This window comes from Cupriavidus sp. MP-37, assembly GCF_020618415.1.
Classification (GTDB): Bacteria; Pseudomonadota; Gammaproteobacteria; order Burkholderiales; family Burkholderiaceae; genus Cupriavidus.
In genome coordinates this window covers 2,639,045-2,661,133 of sequence record NZ_CP085344.1, presented here as the reverse complement: position 1 = coordinate 2,661,133, position 22,089 = coordinate 2,639,045, and the positions used below count along the sequence as shown (strand labels likewise).

General features: G+C 68.5%; 23 protein-coding genes. 16 read left to right on the top strand and 7 right to left on the bottom strand.

What is annotated here, in order from left to right; genetic code table 11:
• From LIN44_RS12280 to ftsB, 6 genes are all read left to right on the top strand, one after another.
• Positions 1 to 807 (top strand): alpha/beta fold hydrolase, encoded by an 807-nt coding sequence (locus LIN44_RS12280; RefSeq protein WP_227312311.1) that lies wholly within the window; start codon positions 1 to 3, stop codon positions 805 to 807.
• 140 nt (positions 808 to 947) lie between these two features.
• The gene (locus LIN44_RS12275; RefSeq protein ID WP_227312310.1) at positions 948 to 2,600 is read left to right on the top strand and encodes a CTP synthase; all 1,653 of its coding nucleotides are present in this window, start codon (positions 948 to 950) and stop codon (positions 2,598 to 2,600) included.
• Between the two features lie 27 nt (positions 2,601 to 2,627).
• Complete coding sequence (gene kdsA / locus LIN44_RS12270) at positions 2,628 to 3,497, top strand: 3-deoxy-8-phosphooctulonate synthase (protein WP_018006888.1); 870 nt, start codon at positions 2,628 to 2,630, stop codon at positions 3,495 to 3,497.
• A gap of 90 nt (positions 3,498 to 3,587) precedes the next feature.
• Positions 3,588 to 3,881, top strand: coding sequence for a DUF1330 domain-containing protein (locus tag LIN44_RS12265; RefSeq protein ID WP_092313810.1), 294 nt, complete (start codon positions 3,588 to 3,590; stop codon positions 3,879 to 3,881).
• A 115-nt stretch (positions 3,882 to 3,996) separates the two neighbouring features.
• Positions 3,997 to 5,286 carry a phosphopyruvate hydratase gene (gene eno / locus LIN44_RS12260; RefSeq protein ID WP_227312309.1) on the top strand — a complete coding sequence of 430 codons (1,290 nt, stop codon included), beginning with the start codon at positions 3,997 to 3,999 and terminating at the stop codon, positions 5,284 to 5,286.
• Positions 5,287 to 5,459: 173 nt separating this feature from the next.
• Positions 5,460 to 5,801 carry a cell division protein FtsB gene (gene ftsB, locus LIN44_RS12255; RefSeq protein ID WP_025582264.1) on the top strand — a complete coding sequence of 114 codons (342 nt, stop codon included), beginning with the start codon at positions 5,460 to 5,462 and terminating at the stop codon, positions 5,799 to 5,801.
• Between the two features lie 104 nt (positions 5,802 to 5,905).
• Here the strand turns inward: ftsB and LIN44_RS12250 are convergent, their stop codons facing one another.
• The 3 genes from LIN44_RS12250 to LIN44_RS12240 all read right to left on the bottom strand — a co-directional run bounded on the left by LIN44_RS12250 (position 5,906) and on the right by LIN44_RS12240 (position 8,075).
• Positions 5,906 to 6,328 carry a hypothetical protein gene (locus tag LIN44_RS12250; protein ID WP_227312308.1) on the bottom strand — a complete coding sequence of 141 codons (423 nt, stop codon included), beginning with the start codon at positions 6,326 to 6,328 and terminating at the stop codon, positions 5,906 to 5,908.
• A 179-nt stretch (positions 6,329 to 6,507) separates the two neighbouring features.
• Complete coding sequence (locus LIN44_RS12245) at positions 6,508 to 7,509, bottom strand: Hsp33 family molecular chaperone HslO (RefSeq protein WP_227312307.1); 1,002 nt, start codon at positions 7,507 to 7,509, stop codon at positions 6,508 to 6,510.
• Positions 7,510 to 7,550: 41 nt separating this feature from the next.
• The gene (locus LIN44_RS12240) at positions 7,551 to 8,075 is read right to left on the bottom strand and encodes a gamma carbonic anhydrase family protein (RefSeq protein WP_227312306.1); all 525 of its coding nucleotides are present in this window, start codon (positions 8,073 to 8,075) and stop codon (positions 7,551 to 7,553) included.
• Positions 8,076 to 8,197: 122 nt separating this feature from the next.
• On the opposite strand from LIN44_RS12240, the gene LIN44_RS12235 reads away from it, so the two are divergent.
• Complete coding sequence (locus tag LIN44_RS12235; protein ID WP_370641569.1) at positions 8,198 to 9,079, top strand: ferritin-like domain-containing protein; 882 nt, start codon at positions 8,198 to 8,200, stop codon at positions 9,077 to 9,079.
• A 17-nt stretch (positions 9,080 to 9,096) separates the two neighbouring features.
• Here the strand turns inward: LIN44_RS12235 and LIN44_RS12230 are convergent, their stop codons facing one another.
• Entirely contained in the window at positions 9,097 to 10,302 is a 1,206-nt protein-coding gene (locus LIN44_RS12230) for an MFS transporter (RefSeq protein WP_227312304.1), read from the bottom strand.
• 288 nt (positions 10,303 to 10,590) lie between these two features.
• On the opposite strand from LIN44_RS12230, the gene LIN44_RS12225 reads away from it, so the two are divergent.
• Positions 10,591 to 11,493 carry a LysR family transcriptional regulator gene (locus LIN44_RS12225; RefSeq protein WP_227312303.1) on the top strand — a complete coding sequence of 301 codons (903 nt, stop codon included), beginning with the start codon at positions 10,591 to 10,593 and terminating at the stop codon, positions 11,491 to 11,493.
• Positions 11,494 to 11,496: 3 nt separating this feature from the next.
• Here LIN44_RS12225 and LIN44_RS12220 read toward each other — a convergent pair whose 3' ends face one another.
• On the bottom strand, positions 11,497 to 13,227 hold the full coding sequence (locus LIN44_RS12220) for an acyl-CoA synthetase (RefSeq protein ID WP_227312302.1): 1,731 nt from the start codon (positions 13,225 to 13,227) through the stop codon (positions 11,497 to 11,499).
• Between the two features lie 158 nt (positions 13,228 to 13,385).
• On the opposite strand from LIN44_RS12220, the gene LIN44_RS12215 reads away from it, so the two are divergent.
• Positions 13,386 to 14,285, top strand: coding sequence for an alpha/beta fold hydrolase (locus LIN44_RS12215; RefSeq protein ID WP_227312301.1), 900 nt, complete (start codon positions 13,386 to 13,388; stop codon positions 14,283 to 14,285).
• A gap of 26 nt (positions 14,286 to 14,311) precedes the next feature.
• Here LIN44_RS12215 and LIN44_RS12210 read toward each other — a convergent pair whose 3' ends face one another.
• Entirely contained in the window at positions 14,312 to 15,406 is a 1,095-nt protein-coding gene (locus LIN44_RS12210; RefSeq protein WP_227312300.1) for an NAD(P)/FAD-dependent oxidoreductase, read from the bottom strand.
• Between the two features lie 167 nt (positions 15,407 to 15,573).
• On the opposite strand from LIN44_RS12210, the gene LIN44_RS12205 reads away from it, so the two are divergent.
• The 7 genes from LIN44_RS12205 to LIN44_RS12175 all read left to right on the top strand — a co-directional run bounded on the left by LIN44_RS12205 (position 15,574) and on the right by LIN44_RS12175 (position 21,607).
• Complete coding sequence (locus LIN44_RS12205; protein ID WP_227312299.1) at positions 15,574 to 16,419, top strand: 3',5'-nucleoside bisphosphate phosphatase; 846 nt, start codon at positions 15,574 to 15,576, stop codon at positions 16,417 to 16,419.
• 69 nt (positions 16,420 to 16,488) lie between these two features.
• The gene (locus LIN44_RS12200) at positions 16,489 to 17,112 is read left to right on the top strand and encodes an L-threonylcarbamoyladenylate synthase (RefSeq protein WP_227312298.1); all 624 of its coding nucleotides are present in this window, start codon (positions 16,489 to 16,491) and stop codon (positions 17,110 to 17,112) included.
• Positions 17,113 to 17,188: 76 nt separating this feature from the next.
• Positions 17,189 to 17,854 carry a site-2 protease family protein gene (locus LIN44_RS12195; RefSeq protein WP_012352471.1) on the top strand — a complete coding sequence of 222 codons (666 nt, stop codon included), beginning with the start codon at positions 17,189 to 17,191 and terminating at the stop codon, positions 17,852 to 17,854.
• A 10-nt stretch (positions 17,855 to 17,864) separates the two neighbouring features.
• The gene (locus tag LIN44_RS12190; protein WP_227312297.1) at positions 17,865 to 18,443 is read left to right on the top strand and encodes a bifunctional 2-polyprenyl-6-hydroxyphenol methylase/3-demethylubiquinol 3-O-methyltransferase UbiG; all 579 of its coding nucleotides are present in this window, start codon (positions 17,865 to 17,867) and stop codon (positions 18,441 to 18,443) included.
• Positions 18,444 to 18,580: 137 nt separating this feature from the next.
• Positions 18,581 to 19,465 carry a 4-hydroxy-tetrahydrodipicolinate synthase gene (dapA, locus tag LIN44_RS12185; RefSeq protein WP_018006873.1) on the top strand — a complete coding sequence of 295 codons (885 nt, stop codon included), beginning with the start codon at positions 18,581 to 18,583 and terminating at the stop codon, positions 19,463 to 19,465.
• A 50-nt stretch (positions 19,466 to 19,515) separates the two neighbouring features.
• On the top strand, positions 19,516 to 20,751 hold the full coding sequence (gene bamC, locus LIN44_RS12180; protein ID WP_227312296.1) for an outer membrane protein assembly factor BamC: 1,236 nt from the start codon (positions 19,516 to 19,518) through the stop codon (positions 20,749 to 20,751).
• A 67-nt stretch (positions 20,752 to 20,818) separates the two neighbouring features.
• The gene (locus tag LIN44_RS12175; RefSeq protein ID WP_227312295.1) at positions 20,819 to 21,607 is read left to right on the top strand and encodes an MBL fold metallo-hydrolase; all 789 of its coding nucleotides are present in this window, start codon (positions 20,819 to 20,821) and stop codon (positions 21,605 to 21,607) included.
• A gap of 87 nt (positions 21,608 to 21,694) precedes the next feature.
• Here LIN44_RS12175 and LIN44_RS12170 read toward each other — a convergent pair whose 3' ends face one another.
• Positions 21,695 to 21,940 (bottom strand): hypothetical protein, encoded by a 246-nt coding sequence (locus LIN44_RS12170; protein ID WP_082818866.1) that lies wholly within the window; start codon positions 21,938 to 21,940, stop codon positions 21,695 to 21,697.
• Between the last annotated feature and the right edge of the window lie 149 nt (positions 21,941 to 22,089).

The following is a 22,089-nucleotide window of genomic DNA, read 5'->3' as shown; positions in this document are numbered from 1 at the left end:
ATGCGCGAGATCATCCATTTTTCCCACGCCAACGGCTTCCCGGTGACGACCTACCGCAAGCTGTTCGGCGAGCTCGATAGCGAGTTCGAGTTCCGCGCCGTGGACCGCTACGGCCACCAGCCGGAATTCCCGGTGACGCGTGGCTGGCCTCACCTGGTGGAAGAGCTGCTGGGCGACATCGATCGTCAGTACCGCCAGCCGGTGTGGCTGGTGGGCCATTCGCTGGGCGGCTTTTTGTCGCTGATGGCGGCGCTGCGCCGCCCGGAACGGGTGCGCGGCGTGGTCATGCTGGACTCGCCGATCATCGCCGGCTGGCGCGCTTCCTTGCTGAAGACCGCGCAGATGCTCGGCATCGATGAAAAACCCGGTCCGGCGGCGGTGACCAGGAACCGGCGCACGCACTGGCCCGATGCCGAGGCGGTCTGGCAACACTTCCGCGCCAAGCCCAACTTCGCGGTATGGGACCAGGACGTGCTGCGCGACTACGCCATCCACGGCACCGAGCCCACCGGCAAGGACAACGAGCGCCGGCTGCGCTTCGACCGCGAGGTCGAATACTGGATCTACCGCACGCTGCCGACCGGCCTCGGACGCAAGGTCGCGCGCGGGGCACCGGTGCCGGTGGGCTTTGTTGCCGGCACGCGCTCGCGCGAGGTGCGGCAGTGCGGACTGGGCGCGACACGCCGGCTGGTCGGGCCCAACCTGCGCTTTATCGAAGGCGGCCATCTGTACCCGATGGAGCGGCCGCAGGAGACCGCGCAACTGGTGCGCGAACTGATCGGCGCGATGCGCCAGCAGGGGCGCTGAAACGGCGTGCGGCGCATGCGCCGCAGCGCGGCGCCCAGCACGGCGCGCAGCCTGCCGCAGCAGGGCCGCTGTCACAATTTCCGGGTCGGCGGGGAACGGGCTCTCATGTATAATCCCGATTTCCCCGGCAAGCTCGGTTTATGACCAAATTCGTCTTCGTCACCGGTGGCGTCGTCTCTTCTCTCGGCAAGGGCATCGCTGCTGCCTCGCTCGCGGCCATTCTTGAGTCGCGCGGCCTCAAAGTCACCCTCCTCAAGCTCGATCCCTACATCAACGTCGATCCCGGCACGATGAGCCCCTTCCAGCATGGCGAGGTGTTTGTCACGGAAGACGGTGCGGAAACCGACCTCGATCTCGGCCACTACGAGCGTTTCGTCTCGGCCAAGATGCGCAAGTCGAACAACTTCACCACCGGCCAGATCTACGAATCGGTGATCCGCAAGGAGCGCCGCGGCGAATACCTGGGCAAGACCGTGCAGGTGATCCCGCATATCACCAACGAGATCCAGGCGTTTGTCGAAAAGGGCGCGGCCGCGTCGCACGACGGCAAGGCCGACGTCGCGCTGGTCGAGATCGGCGGCACCGTGGGTGACATCGAGTCGCTGCCGTTCCTCGAAGCCGCGCGCCAGATGAGCCTGCGCATGGGCCGCAACCACTGCGCCTTCGTGCACCTGACGCTGGTGCCGTTCATTGCCAGCGCCGGCGAGCTGAAGACCAAGCCGACCCAGCACTCGGTGCAGAAGCTGCGTGAAATCGGCATCTCGCCCACCGCGCTGCTGTGCCGCGCCGACCGCCCGATCCCGGACGACGAGCGCGCCAAGATTTCGCTGTTCGCCAATATCCCGCAAGACGCCGTCATCTCGGTGTGGGACGCGGACAGCATCTACAAGATTCCGCAGATGCTCAACGAGCAGGGCCTGGACCGCCTGATCTGCGAGGAACTGCGCCTGGATCCCAAGCCGGCCGACCTGTCGATGTGGCAGAAGCTGGTCAACGCCCAGGAAAATCCCGAGCACGAGATCACCATCGGCATGGTCGGCAAGTACGTCGACCTGACCGAGTCGTACAAGTCGCTGATCGAGGCGCTGCGCCACGCCGGCATGCACACCGCCACGCGCGTCAATATCGAGTACATCGATTCCGAGGAACTGGAATCGGGCCACCTCGAAGTGCTGGCGCCGCTCGACGCGATCCTGGTGCCGGGCGGCTTCGGCAAGCGCGGCACCGAAGGCAAGATCCGCGCGATCCAGTACGCGCGCGAGAACAAGATCCCTTACCTGGGCATCTGCCTGGGCATGCAGCTGGCGGTGATCGAGTTTGCCCGCCACCTGGCCGGCATGGCCGACGCCAACTCGACCGAATTCAACCTGGAAACCGAGCACCCGGTGGTCGCGCTGATCACCGAGTGGGTCGACCGCGAAGGCAAGGTCGAGCAGCGCTCGGCCGATTCCGACCTGGGCGGCACCATGCGCCTGGGCGCGCAGCGCGTGCCGGTCAAGGCAGGCACCAAGGCCGCGGCGATCTACGGCGCCGAGGTCAACGAGCGCCATCGTCATCGCTACGAGGTCAACAACCACTACGTGTCGACGCTGGAAAAGGCCGGCATGGTGATCTCGGCGCGCACCCCGACCGAGAACCTGCCCGAAATGATGGAGCTGCCCGAGTCGATGCACCCTTGGTTCGTCGGCGTGCAGTTCCACCCGGAATTCACCTCGACGCCGCGCGACGGCCATCCGCTGTTCAAGGCCTACGTCGAAGCCGCGCTGGCCAGCCAGCAGCGCAAGGGCGCCTGAGGCCCGGCGCAAGCAGGAGAGACAGTCATGAAACTCTGTGGATTCGAGGCCGGCCTCGACCAGCCGTTCTTCCTGATCGCGGGTCCGTGCGTGATCGAGTCCGAGCAGATGGCGCTGGATACCGCGGGCGAGCTCAAGGCCATCACCACCGAACTGGGCATCCCGTTCATCTACAAGTCGTCGTTCGACAAGGCCAACCGCTCGTCGGGCAAGTCGTTCCGCGGCCTGGGCATGGAGAAGGGCCTGGAGATCCTGGCCCACGTCAAGCGCGAGATCGGCGTGCCGGTGCTGACCGACATCCATGAGATCGACGAGATCCAGCCCGTCGCCGCCGTGGTCGACGTGCTGCAGACGCCGGCGTTCCTGTGCCGCCAGACCGATTTCATCCGTGCCTGCGCACAGAGCGGCAAGCCGGTGAATATCAAGAAGGGCCAGTTCCTGGCGCCGCACGACATGAAGAACGTGATCGACAAGGCGCGCGACGCCGCGCGCGAAGCCGGTCTGCCCGACGATGTCTTCATGGCCTGCGAGCGCGGCGTATCGTTCGGCTACAACAATCTCGTGTCCGACATGCGCTCGCTGGCGATCATGCGCGAGACCGGCGCCCCGGTGGTGTTCGACGCCACCCACTCGGTGCAGCTGCCGGGCGGGCAGGGCACCAGCTCGGGCGGCCAGCGCGAGTTCGTGCCGGTGCTGTCGCGAGCCGCGGTCGCCACCGGCGTGGCAGGCTTGTTCATGGAAACGCATCCGGACCCGAGCAAGGCCATGTCCGACGGCCCCAACGCGGTGCCGCTGTCGCGCATGAAGGAACTGCTTTCCGTGCTCAAGGAACTGGACACGCTGGTCAAGCGCGCCGGCTTCCTGGAAGACAATTTCGGCTGGCCGGCCTGCGCCTGAGCCCGCCCGGTTTGTCGCCGCCGCGCCCGATCGCGCGCCGGCGGTGACAAACCATATCGAAAGACAATACAAAAAATCGGGAGATTCTCCATGGCCGCGGGCTTTATCATCGCCTACGTCGACGTGACCGACCCCCAGCAGTACGAGGAATACAAGGTGCTTTCGAGCAAGGCCATGCAGATTCATGGCGCCGAGGTGCTGGTGCGCGGCGGCAAGACCGAAGCGCTCGAGGGCGAATGGGCGCCGACGCGCGTGGTGGTGCTGAAATTCCCCAGCTATGACGCCGCCAAGGCCTTCCACGACGGCGAGGCCTACCGCGCCGCGCGCAAGTCGCGCGAGCACGCGGCGAAGATGAATATGATCGTGGTCGAAGGCGCCGCCTGAGCCGGCAGGCGCCGGGCGGCCGTCGTGCGCGCATGGCGTGCGCACGTGACATGCGCCTGACACGCGCGCAGGTTGAAGTGATCAGCAGCAAGAATCAACAGTCAGAGAGGAATTCATGAGTGCAATCGTAGATATCATCGGTCGCGAGGTTCTCGACTCCCGCGGCAATCCCACCGTCGAGTGCGACGTGCTGCTGGAATCCGGCGTGATGGGCCGTGCGGCGGTGCCGTCGGGCGCGTCGACCGGTTCGCGCGAAGCCATCGAGCTGCGTGACGGCGACAAGAGCCGCTACCTGGGCAAGGGCGTGCTGAAGGCGGTCGAGCACATCAACACCGAGATCTCCGAAGCCATCATGGGCCTGGACGCCTCCGAGCAGGCCTTCCTGGACCGCACCCTGATCGACCTCGACGGCACCGAGAACAAGGGCCGCCTGGGCGCCAACGCCATGCTGGCGGTGTCGATGGCGGTGGCCAAGGCCGCCGCCGAGGAAGCCGGCCTGCCGCTGTACCGCTACTTCGGCGGTTCGGGCGCGATGCAGCTGCCGGTGCCGATGATGAACATCGTCAACGGCGGCGCGCACGCCAACAACAGCCTGGACATCCAGGAATTCATGATCATGCCGGTGTCGCAGACCAGCTTCCGCGAAGCGCTGCGCTGCGGCGCCGAGATCTTCCACGCGCTGAAGAAGATCCTGGCCGACAAGGGCATGTCCACCGCGGTGGGCGACGAAGGCGGCTTCGCCCCCAACTTCTCGTCCAATGAAGAGTGCCTGAACACCATCGTGCAGGCCATCGAGAAGGCCGGCTACCGCGCCGGCGAGGACGTGCTGCTGGCGCTGGACTGCGCCGCCAGCGAGTTCTACCACGAGGCCGAAGGCGTGTACCAGCTGGAAGGCGAAGGCCTGAAGCTGTCGTCGACCCAGTTTGCCGACTACCTGGCCAACCTGTGCGACAAGTTCCCGATCGTGTCGATCGAGGACGGCATGGCCGAAGGCGACTGGGACGGCTGGAAGACCCTGACCGACAAGCTCGGCACGCGCGTGCAGCTGGTGGGCGACGACCTGTTCGTCACCAACACCAAGATCCTGAAGGAAGGCATCGAGAAGGGCATCGGCAACTCGATCCTGATCAAGATCAACCAGATCGGCACGCTGACCGAGACCTTCGCCGCGATCGAGATGGCCAAGCGCGCCGGCTACACCGCCGTGATCTCGCACCGCTCGGGCGAAACCGAGGACAGCACCATCGCGGATATCGCGGTGGGCACCAACGCCGGCCAGATCAAGACCGGCTCGCTGTCGCGCTCGGACCGCATCGCCAAGTACAACCAGCTGCTGCGCATCGAGGAAGACCTGGGCGATATCGCCAGCTACCCGGGCAAGAGCGCGTTCTACAACCTGCGCTGAAGCCTGTGGCTGTCATTCCCGCCTGCGCGGGAATGATGTGGCGGTTCTGAAAATGGCGGTAGGCACGGAATTCGTTTCGGCCGCCGCCGTTTTTGTATCGAAATCTGCCTGGCAATTGCCTTCCAGGCGGAGTTCGCAGATCATTGTGCGGAAATTCCTGTCCGCCACCTTTCATGCGCCTGATTTCGCTGCTGTTGTTCGTGCTGCTGCTTGCCATCCAGTACCCACTCTGGCTAGGCAAGGGCGGCTGGCTGCGCGTGTGGGACCTGAACCGCCAGCTGACCGAGCAGGGCGCCCGCAACCAGACGCTCAAGCTGCGCAACGCCAAGCTCGAAGGGGAAGTGGCCGACCTGCAGGACGGCACCGGCGCCATCGAGGAACGCGCCCGCTACGAGCTGGGCATGGTGCGCGAAGGCGAGGTCTTCGTGCAGTTCGTCGCGCCCGCGCCCAAGGTCAGCGCCACGCCGCCGTTGCCGCCGCCGCCGAATTCGGTCGCCGGAAGAGGCGGCCACTAAGAGGCGTCTTTATTCTTGCTGCCGGTTTGCTCCCCTCTCCCGCTTGCGGGAGAGGGGAGCGTATGCGAGGGTTCGTGGTCTGAATCCAGTTCGCCAGCAGTTTGTCACCACCAGCCGTACGGGTAGCCGCCCCAGCCCCAGCCGGGCATGCCGACGCCGACGCCGCCGCCCCAGCGGCCGCCACCCCATCCCCCGTAATACAGGTTCCAGCTGGTGTTGGGATAGGCATAGGCCGCGCGCGCGGCCGCAGCCTGCTGGTCCAGCGCGATCGCGGCGGCCTGGTCGCGCAGCACCTGCTGGTTGAGCGCGTCCAGCTTCTGCTTGTCTTCGGCGCTCAGCGGTGCCGGCGGCACCGCGTTGGGCGCCAGCCGCGCGGTGGGCGGCGAGCCATTGGTGTCGCGCGGGATCTGCGCGCAGCCGGCGGCCAGCAGCAGCGCGCCGAGCAAGGCGCAGGCCGCGGCGCCGCGCCGCGGATGGCGGGCGCGGGATGCGAAGTCAGGCAGGGAAGGAGTGGCTCGGGCGGACATGGCGGTTCTCAGGCTCGCTGCTTGGTTGCCGCAAGGGCAGCCGAAGGGGCAGCTGGATGCTGCCATCGTACAGCCGTTGGACCGGGCGGCAACGCCGATGTTTCCATCGCGCCGCGCGCCGGATGTCCTGCACCGTCCGCGCCGGTGCGGCAGCGCACGCAGGCGCTGCCGCAGGCGGATCAGTGGTGCTGGCTGGCGCCCGCGCCAGCGCCGGTGGCGACCGGTGTGGCCGAGAACAGCTGCGCGCAGTCGACCGGGTCGAACTCATAGCGCTGGCCGCAGAAGTCGCAATGGATCTCGACATGGCCGCGCTCGGCGATGATGCTTTCGATCTCCGCCTGGCCCAGCGACTGCAGCATGCCGGCCACCTTCGGGCGCGAGCAGCTGCATTGGAAATGCGGCGTCAGCGGCTCAAACACGCGCAGGCCGGCGTCCTGCAGGTCTTCCCAGAACAGGCGGCGCAGCAGCGTGTCGGGCGTTTCGGCCAGCAGCTCTTCCGCCTTCAGCGTGGTGCCGAGCTGCACCGCGCGGTCCCAGGTGTCGAGGTCCTGCGCCCGGGCATGGCTGGCCAGCGGCGCGCCGGTCTCGCCGACTTCTGCGGTGCCGCCGTAGGCCGGCAGCTTCTGCAGCAGCATGCCGGCGGCGACGTGGTCGTCGGCGGCCAGCCACAGGCGCGTGTCGAGCTGCTCGGAGGCCTGCATGTAGTGCTCCAGCACCGCGCTGATCGAGGTCAGCGGGCCGTGCGCGTCGGCCAGCGGCACGATGCCCTGGTACGGCTGCTGGCCGGGCAGCTTGTCCTTCGGGTCCAGCGTGATGGCAAAGCGGCCGTGGCCGTGGGCGTTGACCATCTGCGCCAGCGTGGCATCGTCGGCCAGCTGTGCATCTTCGGCCAGCTTGGCGGTGGCGCGCATCGACAGATCGGACAGGCATTCCACCACCAGCATGCGCACCGGGCCATCGCCGTGCAGCTGCATCACCAGCGCCCCGTTGAACTTCAGGTTGGCCGACAGCAGCGCTGCGGCAGCCATCATCTCGCCCAGCAGCCGGCGCACCGGGGCGGGGTAGTTGTGGCGGCCGAGCACTTCTTGCCAGGTGGCTTCCATGCGCACCAGCTCGCCGCGCACGGGGGCCGCGTCGAACAGGAACTTCTGCAGGGTGTCGGGGGTGGTGGTATCGGTCACAGTAATCGGTCGAGGTTTCGGTAGAGGCCCGGCGGTCGTCGTCAGCCGATCCGCTTGAGCTGTTGCTTGTACAGGGCCTGCCGCGTGGCGTAGGTTTCGGCGTTGCGGTACAGGTTGGCGACGTCGGCATCGGTCAGCTGGCGCACCACCTTGGCCGGTGCGCCCAGGATCAGCGAGCGGTCCGGAAAGACCTTGCCCTCCGTCACCACGGCGCCGGCGCCGACCAGGCATTCCTTGCCGATCACGGCGCGGTTGAGCACCACGGCCTGGATCCCGATCAGCGAGCCTTCGCCCACGGTGCAGCCGTGCAGCATGGCCTGGTGGCCGATCGAAACCTTGTCGCCCAGCGTCAGCGGGCAGCCCGGGTCGGTATGCAGCACCGAGCCCTCCTGGATATTGGTATCCGCGCCGACCACGATCGGCTCGTTGTCGCCGCGGATCACGACACCGGGCCAGGCACTGGCGCGGGACTTGAGGGTCACGTTGCCGATGATGGTGGCTTCCGGGGCCACGTAGGCATCGCTGTCGATACTGGGCGTGACGTCGCCGAGCTGGTAAAGCGCCATGAGGTCTCCTGCACGAATGGCTTTTGTTGAAGTGGGGGTTGCCGCCGGACTTTAAAGGGCCAGCGGGGGGACGGGGTGGCGCTCCGGGCTGCACGGCAGGCGGGCGCCGGCCAGGCCCTACAATGGCGGCAGACCCGGATTTTACGCCCATGCCAGAAAAAACACCCGACGCCGCGCCGCCTGACCTGTCCCCGGCGCCACGCCAGCAGGCGCTGGCGGTGCTGTGCCTGACAGATCCGCGCGACAAGGCCGTGGCGGCGCGCGCACTTTATCGGCACGTGATGACGTTGCCCGATGATGCTCTCGGCGCCGGCGAGGCCATCCTGGCCGCGGCCGCCCATGCCATCCCCGGCCGGCCGGCGCGGCCGCTGCTGGTCGCGCCCCAGCACGTCGAGCGGCGCCGCTCGCTGCAGACCCCGGCCGGGCGCGCCGCGATGATCCACGCGCTGTGCCATATCGAGTTCAATGCCATCAACCTGGCACTGGACGCGGCCTGGCGCTTTGCCGGCATGCCGCCCGCGTACTACCGCGACTGGCTGCGCGTGGCCGACGAAGAGGCGTACCACTTCACGCTGCTGGCCGACCACCTCGGCACGCTCGGCGCCGCCTACGGCGACTTCCCGGCCCACGACAGCCTGTGGGAGATGACCGACAAGACCGCCGGCGACGTGCTCGCGCGCATGGCGCTGGTGCCGCGCACGCTCGAGGCGCGCGGGCTCGATGCCTCGCCGCCGGTGCGCGCGCGGCTGGCCGGCGCCGGCGACCATGCCGCTGCGGCGATCATCGACATCATCCTGCGCGACGAGGTGGGCCACGTCGCCATCGGCAACCACTGGTACCGCTGGCTGTGCGCGCAGCGCGGGCTCGATCCCGTCGCCACTTATGCGCAACTGGCCGAACAGTACCGCGCGCCCAGGCTGCGCGGGCCGTTCAACCTCGAGGCGCGGCGCGCCGCCGGCTTCGACGAGGATGAGCTGGCGTGGCTGGAGGCATCGGCGGGCTAGGCCCGCTGTCCAGCACTTCAGCGGCGCGGCGGGAAACCATGCTGGCGCGCCGACCATGCCGCCAGCCATGTGGCCGCGAGCAGGGCCGCCAGCACGGGCGGGAATGCGCCGCTGCCGAAGCCATCGAGCAGCAGCCCGCCGATGACGCCGCCGCCGGCGATCGCGATGTTCCAGGCCGTGACCAGCATCGACTGCGCCACGTCGGCGGAATTGCCGGCGGTCTTTGCCAGTGCCGTCTGGAACAGCGTGGAAACGCCGCCGAAGCCCAGGCCCCAGATCCCGGCGGCGCCATAGACCACCGCGGGGTGCGCGCCACTGGCCGCAAGCGCCAGCACCGAGAGCCCGAACAGCAGCGTGCTGGCCAGCGTCAGCGCCCGCAGCCACTTGTCGATCAGCACGCCGGTGATCCAGATGCCGGCGAGCGAGGCCACGCCGAACACGAACAGGACCAGATCCAGTCGTGCCCCGGCGTTTGCCGCGCGCAGGTACGGCGCGATATAGGTGTAGAGGATGTTGTGCGCGAGCACGAAGGCAAGCGTCACGAACAGCACGGGGCGCACGCCCGGCAAGGTAAAGACGCGCGCCAGCGGCAGCCGCTGGCCGACGGGCTGGCCGGCAAAGTCCGGTACGGTCGCCAGCACCCAGGCAATCAGGCCCAGCGTCATCACGCTGATGATGCCGAAGCTCGCCCGCCAGCCGATGATGGCACCGAGGAAGGTTCCGGACGGCACGCCCAGCGACAGGGCCAGGGGGATGCCCACCATCGCGACCGCAATGGCACGGCCCTTGAGGTGATCGGGCACCATGCGTGCGGCATAGCCGGCCAGCAGGGCCCACAGCAGACCCGCCGAAACGCCAGCGAGCAAGCGCGCCGCCATCGTCACGACATAGTCGCCGGACCAGGCCGTCACGGCATTGGCGACAGCAAATCCCGCAATCGCCAGCACCAGCAGCGGCCGGCGCCGCAGGCCCTGCGTGGCCGCCGTCAGCGGCATGGCGGCCACCAGCGAGCCGAGGGCGTAGATGGTGACCAGCTGGCCGGCAAGCGGCTCGGAGACTGAGAGGCCCGCGCCGATCTGGGGCAGCAGCCCTGCCGGCAAGGCTTCGGTCAGCACGGTGATGAAGCCGGCGACGGCGAGCGCAAGCAGTGCCGGAAGAGGTAGCCGCGCAGGCTGCGTGTCCGGCTGTGCATGGTTCGCAAGCGAGTTGGTGGCGGTGGTCATGTTGGCGCCTTGGGTAGGGGTTATGCGTTGCGGGGGGATGGCTGCGCGGCAGCGGGAGCGACCAGTCGCTGCTGGTCCAGCGCCTGCCGGATAACGGCGTCGACGCGCGCCTTCACAGACATGGGGGATGCAGGGGACACGCCGGGGCGTGGTGCGATCGCGGGGTGGGACACAGCGAAATCCTTTTTCGATGAACGACCCGTCCACGATAAGGAGCCAGCCATTAAAGAAAAAGTGGGCTACAGTTCCTTTTTCTCCGGAACTTTATGTCCGCAATCGGGATGCATCATGGACAGCCTCAGTGGCTTCGCGGTGTTTGTGCAGGTGGCCGAGACCCGCAGTTTTGTCGCGGCGGGGCGCCTGCTGGGGGTGTCGGCTTCCGCCGTCGGCAAGAGCGTGGCGCGGCTGGAAGAACGGCTTGGCGTGCGGCTGTTCCACCGCAGCACGCGCAGCGTCACGCTGACCGCTGAAGGCGTGCTGTTCCTGGAGCGCAGCCGCCGCGTGCTGGCGGAGATCGAAGCGGCGGAGCTGGAACTGGCCCAGGCCACCGCGGCGCCGCGCGGCCGCCTGCGCGTAAGCCTGCCGCTGGTCAGTTCACTGGTCTTGCCCGTGCTGGGCGATTTCATGCGCGCGTATCCGGACATCGAGCTGGACCTGGATTTCACGGACCAACTGGTCGATGTGATCGAGGACGGCTTCGATGCGGTGGTCCGCACCGGCGAGCCCGCGGACTCGCGCCTGTCGGCACGCAGGCTGGGTGCTTTCCAGGCGGTGTTGGTGGCATCGCCCGAATACCTGGCGCAGCGTGGCGCGCCCAGGGTCCCTGCCGACCTGGCCGGCCATGCCTGCCTGCATTACCGCTTTCCCCACACCGGCAAGCTCGAAGCATGGCCGCTGCGGCGCGCGCCGGGCGAGCCCGAGCTGGCGCCGCCGACATCGATGATCTGCAACAACATCGAGACGCGTCTGTGTTTTGCGCTGCGCGGCCTGGGCATTGCCTGCCTGCCGGATTTCGCTATCCGGGAGCAGCTGGCCGACGGCAGCCTGTGCCAGGTACTGGCCGGCCATGTCGGGCCGCCCAAGGCCTTCCACGTGCTCTGGCCGGCGAGCCGGCATGCCTCGCCCAAGGTACGGGCGCTGGTCGACTTCCTCTGCGCGCGGGTGTTTCCCGCCGACGAGGCGCACGCCTAGGGCCTAGGCGCGCCTGGCGGCGCGCTCCTCCTCCAGCAGCCGCAACACCCGCCGCTGGATCTTCCCGGTCGTCGTCATCGGCAGCTGGTCGATGAACTCGATCGCCTTCGGGTACTCGTACGGCGCCAGCTGCCCGCGCACATGGGCCTGCAGTTCCGCGACCAGCGCCGCGTCGCCGTCGAACGAGCGCGCCACCGACGGGGTCAGCACCACGAAGGCCTTGACCACCGCGCCGCGCTCCGGATCCGGCGACGGCACCACGGCGCAGTTGGATACCGCCGGATGCTTGAGCAGGCAGTTCTCGATTTCGCTGGGCCCGATGCGGTAGCCCGACGACTTGAACACATCGTCGGCGCGCCCCTGGTACCACAGGTAGCCGTCGGCATCGACGCGCGCGAGGTCGCCGGTACGGCACCAGCGCAGGCCGTCGCGCTCGGTGTACTTGGCCGCGGTGGCGGCCTCGTTCTTCCAGTAGCCCAGGAAGAACACCGGATCCGGATGTCCGGCGCTGTCGGTGGCGCACACCGCCACCTCGCCGTCCTCGCCCGGCGGACAGGGGCGGCCTTCGTCGTCGATCACCTGCACGCGGTGGCCGGGGTAGGGACGTCCCATCGAACCCGGCCGGGCCGGCCAGCCCAGCCGTTCGTCGTCGTTCTGCGCGGTGCAGTTGCCGACGATGTAATTGATTTCGGTCTGGCCGAACATCTCGTTGACGAGCACGCCGAGCGCGTCGCGGCACCAGCCGAACACGGTCTCGCCCACGGCCTCGCCCGCGCTCATCAGCGCGCGCAGCCGGATGTCGTAATGCCGGCGCGGCTCGGCGCAGGCCTTCATCATCTGCTTGAGCGCGGTCGGGAACAGGAAGGTGTTGGTGACGGCATAGCGCTCCAGCAGCTCGAACGCGCGCTCGGCGGAGAAGCGGCCCTGGTAGCCGACGATCGGCTTGCCGAAATACAGCGCCGGCATCAGCGCGTCCCACAGCCCGCCGGTCCAGGCCCAGTCGGCCGGGCTCCAGAACACATCGTCGTCCTGCGGATACCAGTTCTGCGAGCACACAAAGCCGGTCAGGTTGCCGATCAGCGCGCGGTGCGGGATCAGCGCGCCCTTGGGCGGGCCGGTGGTGCCGCTGGTGTAGATCAGCACCGCGGCTTCGTCGGCCTTGGTCTGCTCGGCGACGAAGCTGGGCAGCTGCGCCGCGAGCAGCAGGTCCCAGTCATGGTCGCCGCGGCCGCGGGCGTCGCCGGCGGCGATCACGGTGGCCAGCGTCGGGCATTCCGGGCGCGCCGCCAGCAGGTTGTCGATCGAGGTCTCGTCGGCGATCGCGACGCTGGCTTCGCTGTGCGCGATGCGGTAGGCCAGCGCCTCGGGCCCGAACAGCATCGACAGCGGCATGGCGATGGCGCCGAGCTGGTAGATCGCCATATGCGCGATCACGGTCTCGATGCGCTGCGGCATCACGATCGCCACGCGCTCGCCGCGCGCCACGCCCAGCGCGCGCAGCGCCGCCGACAAGCGGTTGGCCTCGGCCTGGAGGTAGGCAAAGCTGTGCGCGTTGCGGCGGCCGTCCTCGTGCTCGGTATAGACCGCGACGCGGTCCATGGTGGCCGGATCGCGCGCCCAGCGCCCGCAGCACGCTTCGGCGATATTGAATTGCGGCGGAATCTCCCAGCGGAAGGCTTCGTACAGGGCGCGGTAGTCGTCGCGCCGGCTTGCCGGCAAGGCAGCAGCGGTCATTCCAGGTCTCCGTCCGGTTCGCCCGTGCATGCCGCAACTGGCCAGCATCGCTGGCCGCCGCTGCCGCTATAATGCGCGCAAGCGAACGATCGTTCTATTTTGTCGTGGCTTCCCCGCCAGCCCTCGGCGGGAAGGATCCCGACGCAAGGGTGGAGACAATGACAATCAAGGAAACCTCGCAGTCTGAATTTATCACGGTGCGCGGGCTGCGCTACCACGTGCGCCACTGGGGCACCCCGGGCGCGCCCAAGCTGTTCATGCTGCATGGGTGGATGGACGTGGCCGCGTCGTTCCAGTTCCTGGTCGACCACCTGCGTGGCGACTGGCACGTGATCGCGCCCGACTGGCGCGGCTTTGGCGAGACCGACTGGCCCACGCGCTATCCCGGCACGCAGTCGTACTGGTTCGCCGACTATATCGCCGACCTGGAGGCGCTGCTCGACCACTATGCGCCCGCGGGCCAGGTCGACCTGGTCGGCCACAGCATGGGCGCCAACGTGATCTGCCTGTACGCCGGCATCCGCCCGCAGCGCGTGCGCCGCGTGGTGGACCTGGAGGGTTTCGGCATGACCGCGACGCGGCCGGAACATGCGCCCAAACGCTACGCGCGCTGGCTCGACGAAGTGCGCGCGGGAGCCGAGCTGAAGACCTATGACAGCCTCGACGGCGTGGCCGCGCGCCTGCAGAAGACCAACCCGCGCCTGCCGGACGAGCGCGCCGCCTTCCTGGCCGCGCACTGGTCGCGCCGCAACGCGCAAGGCCGCTGGGAGATCCTTGGCGATCCCGCGCACAAGCTGGTCAACCCGATGCTGTACCGGCTCGATGAAGTGATGGCGGTGTGGGAGCAGGTCACCGCGCCGGTGCTGCACGTCGAAGCGCGCGATTCGGAGACGCTGCGCCATATTGCCCACAAGCAGTCCGTCGACGAATTCAAGCAGCGCTTCCGCGCCTTTCGCGACTTCCGCGAGGCGGTGGTGGAGGACGCCGGCCACATGCTGCACCACGACCAGCCCGCCGCCGTGGCGGAACTGGTGGAAGCGTTCTGCGCTGGCGCGTGATACCGGCGCCCGCGGCCGTTCAGGCCTCAGGCATGCGTGAGCTTTTCCTTCAGCGCGGCGTTGTTGCTGGTATGCACGTGCACCAGCGCCTTTTCCGGGAAGGCGTAGTGGTAGGCGCGGCGCAGCGCCAGCGCGGCCTCGTGGAAGCCTGACAGGATCAGCTTCTGCTTGTTGGGGTAGAACGCGATATCGCCGGCGGCAAAGATGCCGCGGCGCGAGCTTTCGTAGGTGGTGGTGTCGACCAGGATGCGGCCGGCGCGCATGTCGAGGTCCCACTGCGCGATCGGGCCGGGCTCGGACACCAGCCCGTACAGCGCCACCAGTTCCTCGGCGGGCAGCATGGTGCTGCCGTCGCGGGTCCGTACCTCGACCTCGCTGAGGGCGCCGTCCTCGCCGGCGGTGCGCAGCGCGCCCAGCATGCCGACCATGAAGTCCATCTCGCCCGCGGCCACCGCGCGGCGCATCTCGGCGACGGTGCCGTCCGCGGCGCGAAAGCCTTCGCGCCGGTGCAGCAGCGTCACGCGCGCCGCCACCTTGCGCAGCGCCAGCGCCCAGTCCAGCGCGGAGTCGCCGCCGCCGGCGACGACCACGCGCTTGCCGGCGAAGTGCGACACATCGCGCACCGCGTAGTGCACATGGCGGCCTTCCAGCGCCGGCGCCTCGGGCAGCGACACGCGCTGCGGCGCAAACGCGCCCGCGCCGGCGCAGACCAGCACCGCGGCGACATCGAAGCGCTTGCCGCCGTCGGTCGTCACCAGCAGGCGTTCGTGGGCGGCATGGCCTTCCTGCACCGCCGGCGCCGGGATTTCCGACACGCTCTCGGCGCGCTGGCTGAAGTGCATCGGGAACGCGAAGGGGGCGCATTGCTCCAGCAGCCGGTCCACCAGCTCCTGCGCCACACAGCCCGGCACGGCGGGGATGTCGTAGATCGGCTTCTCGGGATACAGCTCGGTGCACTGGCCGCCGGCGCGGTCGAGCACATCGATCAGTTCACATTTCAGGCCCAGCACGCCGGCCTGGAACGCGGCGAACAGGCCGACCGGGCCGGCACCCACGATCAGGACATCGGTGGTGGTGACGGCGGCGGTGGCGGGAGCGGTGGCAGGGGTAGCGGTGGACATGGGCATGGCAGGCACGCATGTGCCCGCGAATCGATGGTGCAAAGCCCGACTATACCCCGCAGCCACCGGCTTTCCGCCGACGCCAGCGTTGCCGGCATGGCTTTGCGCGGCCGGCCAGGTGCGGCGGCGTCACGCATGCCGGGGGCGACCGGAGTAGAATTGCCACCATGCAAAACGCCCACGCCATCAATGCCGACCTGCATTGCCATTCCACCGTTTCCGACGGCACGCTGGCGCCGCGCGCCGTGGCGCAGATCGCCCGCGACGCGGGGGTTGCGTTCTGGGCGCTGACCGACCACGACGAGCTGGGCGGGCAGGCCGAGGCACGCGCGGCGGCCGAGGAATTCGGCATGCGCTACGTGCCGGGCGTCGAGATCTCGGTGACCTGGGCCGGGCAGACCGTGCATGTCGTCGGCCTGCAGATCGACCCGTTCTGTCCGGAACTGATCGATGGCCTGACCGAGACCCGTTCGGGCCGGGCGCGGCGCGCGCGCGATATCGCCGAGGCGCTGGCCAGGGTCGGCATCCCCGGTGCTTATGAAGGGGCGCTGCAGTACGTGGGCAACCCCGACCTGATCTCGCGCACGCACTTTGCGCGCTGGCTGGTCGACCAGGGCCGCTGCGCCACCATCGGCGATGTCTTCAGCGAATATCTGTCGGAGGGCCGCCCCGGCTATGTCGGCCACCGCTGGGCCAGCCTGTCTGAAGCCGTGGGCTGGATCCGCGCGGCCGGCGGCATTGCGGTGATGGCGCACCCCGGCCGCTACCACTACACCGACACCCAGCACGACGCGCTGTTCGATGAATTCAAGGCGCTGGGCGGCGGCGCGGTCGAGGTGGTGACCGGCAGCCATACGCCCGACCAGTACCGCCGCTACGCCGAGGTGGCGCGCCACTACGGGCTGCTGGCGTCGCGCGGCACGGACTTCCACGGCCCCGGCGAGGGGCGGGTGGAACTCGGCACGCTGCCGCCGCTGCCGCCCACGGTCACGCCGGTCTGGCACGACTGGTAGGCGCGCCCGTCCTGGCCGGGGCCAGCCCCCGGATGCCGTTCCGTTCCATCCGACTCCGCCCCCTGGCCCATGTCCCAGTACTTCGAGATCCATCCGCTCAACCCGCAGTCGCGCCTGCTCAAGCAGGCGGCCCAGATCCTGCAGAAGGGCGGGCTGGTCGCGCTGCCGACCGACTCCAGCTATGCGCTGGCGTGCCGGCTCGACGACAAGGCCGCGGTCGAGCGCCTGCGCCGGCTGCGCGGCATCGACGACCGCCACCACCTGACGCTGATGTGCCGCGACCTGTCCGAACTCGGCAACTTTGCCCGCGTCGACAACCGGCAGTACCGCTGGCTCAAGGGCGCCACGCCAGGCCCGTATGTGTTCATCCTCGAGGCGACCAAGGAAGTGCCGCGGCGGCTGTCGCACCCGGCGCGCAAGACCATCGGCGTGCGCGTGCCCGACCATGCGATCCCGCTGGCGCTGCTGGGCGAAACCGGCGAGCCGCTGATCTCGGCGACGCTGCAGCTGCCGGACGACGAGGAACCGCTCAACGATCCGGCGCAGATCCGGGCGCGGCTGGAAAAGCAGCTCGACCTCGTGGTCGACGGCGGGCCGGCCCCCGCGCAGCCGACCACGGTGATCGACCTGTCCGGCGGCGAGCCCGAACTGGTCCGCGCCGGCCGCGGCGACATCGCCCGCTTCGGCCTCTGACACGCGGCGCCGCCGCGCCTGCGGTCGGGTGCATCAGCGTGCGCCCGGGCGCCGGCGGGCCGCTACAATAGCGCTCATGGATTCCTCCCTTATCCAGACCTTCGCGGTCTATGCCCTGCCGGTGCTGTTCGCCATCACGCTGCACGAGGCCTCGCACGGCTACGTGGCCAAGCTGTTCGGCGACAGCACCGCCTACGCCCTCGGGCGCGTCAGCCTGAACCCGATCCGCCATATCGACCCGATTGGCACCATCGCCGTGCCGCTGCTGCTGTACATCATGACCAGCGGCCAGTTCGTGTTCGGCTACGCCAAGCCGGTGCCGGTGGTGTTCGAGCGCCTGCGCAACCCGCGCTGGCATGGCATGTGGGTGGCGCTGGCCGGCCCCGCCAGCAACGTGGTGCAGGCCTTCGTCTGGGTGCTGCTGGCGATCGGCCTGACCTGGGGCGGCGTGCGCGAGCCGTTTTTCGGCGAGATGGCGCTGGCCGGCGTGCGCGTCAACCTGGTGGTGGCGGCCTTCAACCTGTTCCCGGTGCCGCCGCTGGACGGCGGCCGCGTGCTGACCGCGCTGCTGCCGCAGGGCATTGCGCGCGCGGTGTCGCGCATCGAGCCGTACGGCATCTTCGTGGTGCTGGCGCTGGTGGCCGCGGGGGTGATCACCACGATCTGGATGACGCCGGTGGTCAATGTGCTGATGTCGCTGATCGAGCTGCTGCTGCGCCCGATCGTGCTGCTGCTCAACTGAAGGGGCTGCCATGACGCTGTCGCATGCCGGCATGGCCGCGCCGTCTGCCTGGGTCACGCGCTGGGCCCGTCTGCTGCGCCCGGGCGCGCGGGTGCTGGACCTGGCCTGCGGCGGCGGCCGCCATGCCGCCTGGCTGGCGGCGCGCGGCCATCAGGTGCTGGCGCTCGACCGCGATGCCGGCGCCATCGCCGGCCTGCCCGCCGGTGTCGCCGGGCGCGTGGCCGACCTCGAGCAGGGCGACTGGCCGCTGGCCGGCGAAGCGCCGTTCGACGCCATCGTCGTCACCAACTACCTGCACCGGCCGCTATGGCCGCACCTGGCCGCCGCGCTGGCGCCGGGCGGGTACTGGATCCACGAAACCTTCGCCGCCGGCAACGAGACCGTGGGCAAGCCGTCGCGGCCGGATTTCCTGCTGCGCCCGGGCGAGTTGCTCGAGGTCGCGCGCACCCACGGGCTGCGCGTGGTGGCCTACGAGGATGGCGTGGTCGAAGTGCCGAAAACAGCCTTCGTGCAGCGCCTATGTGCGGTGCGCGAGGCGGCGCCGGCGGCCGGTGCGGCCGCGCCGCCACGCTACCGGCTCGATCCCTGAGGCGTGCGCCGCGGTGTCGGCGCAAACCGCGCCGCACGCGTTGAAACAGTTGGTATCAACCCCTGTCCGGGCAGCGGTCGAAGCGGCCTGCGGTTCCGGTACAATCCCGTTATTCGCATCCCGAATTCCCTAACGTTATGACACAGATTACCGGCAGCATCGTTGCCATCGTTACCCCGATGCATGAGGACGGCAGCCTGGACTTCCCGGCCCTGCGCGCACTGGTCGACTGGCACGTTGCCGAAGGCACCGACGCCATCGTGATCGTGGGCACCACCGGCGAGTCCCCGACGGTGACCGTCGAGGAGCACTGCGAACTGATCCGCGTTGCCGTCGAACAGGCCGGCAAGCGCATTCCGATCATCGCGGGGACCGGTGGCAATTCCACCAAGGAAGCCATCGAACTGACCGCCTTCGCCAAGAAGGTGGGCGCCGATGCCTCGCTGCAGGTCGTGCCGTACTACAACAAGCCGACCCAGGAAGGCATGTACCGACATTTCCGCACCATCGCCGAGGCGGTGGACCTGCCGGTGCTGCTGTACAACGTCCCCGGCCGCACCGTCGCGGACATGAACAACGAGACCATCCTGCGCCTGGCGCAGGTGCCGGGCATCGTCGGCGTCAAGGAAGCGACCGGCAATATCGACCGTGCCGCGCAGCTGATCAAGGGCGCGCCGGAAGGCTTCGCCATCTACAGCGGCGACGACCCCACGGCGGTGGCGCTGATCCTGCTGGGCGGCCACGGCAATATCTCGGTGACCGCCAACGTGGCGCCGCGCAAGATGCACGAGATGTGCGCGGCGGCACTGAAGGGCGACGTCGTCACGGCGCGCCGCCTGCACATGGAGCTGATCGGGCTGAACCAGGCCATGTTCATCGAAGCCAATCCGATCCCCGTCAAGTGGGCGCTCCAGCAGATGGGCAAGATGGCAGGCGGTATCCGCCTGCCGCTGACCCCGCTGTCCGAGGGCAACCACGACTACGTACGCAAGGCACTGGCCGCCGCCGGCCTGCTGGCCTGATTTTTTCGCGGCGTCCTGCTGTCCGCCTTATCTACTAGGATTGCGTGTCAATGAAACTGAAGCTTAACCGCCGCGGCGCGACGCAAGTCCGCCGCGCCGCCCTGGTTGTGCCCGTGCTCGCCGCCGGTGTGATGACCGGCTGCAGCAGCCTCAACGAGGCCATGCAGCCCGACAAGATCGACTACAAGTCGTCGGCCTCGAAGCGCACCCCCACGCTGGATGTGCCGCCCGACCTGACCAAGCTGGAAGGCGACCGCCGTTATTCGGTGCCCGATGCGAACGGCACCTCGACGCTGTCGACCTACAGCCAGGCCACCAAGGTGCGCGAGCAATCGCCGACCGAGAACGTGCTGCCCTCGGCGCAGGGCATCCGCATGGAGCGCGACGGCAACCAGCGCTGGCTGGTGATCAGCAACGGCATGCGCGGCGACCAGCTGTGGCAGCAACTGCGCGGCTTCTGGCAGGAAAGCGGTTTCCTGCTGGTGCAGGACTCGCCCGAGACCGGCATCATGGAAACCGACTGGGCCGAGAACCGCGCCAAGATCCCGCAGGACATCATCCGCAACACCATCGGCAAGGTCTTCGACGGGCTGTACTCGACCTCGGAGCGCGACAAGTTCCGCACCCGCGTCGAGCGCGCGCAGAACGGCACGCTCGAGGTCTTCATCAGCCACCGCGGCGCGCAGGAGCAGCTGACCGGCATCGACAAGTCGAGCACGGTGTGGACCCCGCGTCCGGCCGATCCCGAGCTGGAAGCCGAATTCCTGTCGCGCCTGGCCCAGCGCCTGGGCGTGCAGAAGGAACAGGCCGACCGCATGGCCAAGAACCCGGCGCCGGCCGGCAACGCCGCCGCCGGTGCTGCGGCCGCTGCCGGTGCCGCTGCCGGCGGTTCTGCCGCCCCGGCTGACGCCGCCACCCCGAACAAGTCGTACCTGGCCCAGGTCAACGGCGCCCCGGCGCTGCAGCTGCCCGAGCCGTTCGACCGCGCCTGGCGCTCGGTCGGGCTGTCGCTGGACCGCGTCAACTTCACCGTCGAAGACCGCGATCGCGCGCAAGGGCTGTACTACGTGCGCTATGTCGACCCGCGCAACACCGTCGACAACCGCGGCTTCTTCTCCAAGCTGTTCACCAAGCCGGACGATCCCAAGACCGCCAAGAAGTACCGCGTCTCGCTCAAGGGCACCGGCAGCGGCACACTGGTGACGGTGCTCAACGACGCCGGCCAGCCCGAGAACGGCGAAGTCGGCAAGCGCATCCTGTCGCTGCTCGACGAGCAACTGCACTGAGCCGGCGCATGATTGCTGGCTTGCCAGCCGGCCGTCCTGGCCGGTGCCTGGCGGGGAGGGCGCGGCCATGATGCGCTTCGCCTTCCTCGGCAGCGGCAGCGAGGGCAACTCGCTGCTGATCGAATCCCGCGAAGACACCACCACCACGCGCGTGCTGCTGGACTGCGGCTTCGGCATCCGCGAGACCGCCCGGCGCCTGGAGCGCCTGGGCGTCACGCCGGACCAGCTCGACGCCGTGCTGGTCACGCACGAGCATGGCGACCATGTCGGTTCGGCCTATGCGTTTGCCGCGCGCCATCGCCTCACGGTCTATACCAGCCATGGCACCTGGCTGGCCACCTCGCACCTGCGCGGTGCCGACGTCGCCGACGTGCGGGTTTGCTGCGCCGACCATGGCTTTGCCATCGGCGGCTTGCAGGTGCTGCCCTACACCGTGCCGCACGACGCGCGCGAGCCGGTGCAGTTCGTGCTATCGGACGGCCAGGCACGACTGGGCGTACTGACCGATGCCGGCATGGAAACGCCTTACGTGACCGCGCGCCTGGCGGGCGTGGATGCGCTGGTGCTCGAATGCAACCATGACCGCGAGATGCTGCGCAATTCGGTCTATCCGGCCTCGCTCAAGCGGCGCATCGGCGGCGACTTTGGCCACCTGGCCAATGAAGTGGCGGCCAGCATCCTGGCGCAGGTGGCGCATGACGGGCTGAACCGCGTGGTCGCGGCCCATCTGAGCAAGCAGAACAACACGCGTGAACTGGCCACCGGTGCGCTGGCGGCAGCCCTGGGCGCCAGGCCGAGCGAAGTGCTGGTGGCGGACCAGGACGAAGGCCTGGCGTGGCAGGCGGTGCGGGCCTGAGGCCTGCGACAACAGGGCGCGCCGGAGGGCGGGCCCCAAAAACAAAAACCGGCCCGAAGGCCGGTTTTTTTATCGGTGAAAAACCGATTACTGCTTGGCAGCCGGAGCCGAAGCGTCAGCAGCCGGAGCCGAGGCGTCAGCAGCCGGGGCCGAAGCAGCGTCAGCAGCCGGAGCGGCCGGGGCTTCAGCAGCCGGAGCCGAAGCTTCAGCAGCAGGAGCGGTAGCAGCCGGAGCAGCCGTGTCAGCGGCCGGAGCGGCAGCTTCTTCCTTCTTGCCGCAAGCAGCGAGAGCAACAGCGGCCAGCAGCGATGCGATCAGGAGAGACTTCTTCATTGTTCGTCCTTTAACTTGTAATAACGAAAAACAGGCGATGAATAATTACCGGTAATTATCGCTCTTGAACTGCAAAATTAGGCCCTCCCGGGTGCCGACATATGCAGTGGTCCACAGTACTAGCCAGCCAACGATTATATCCGCGTTTT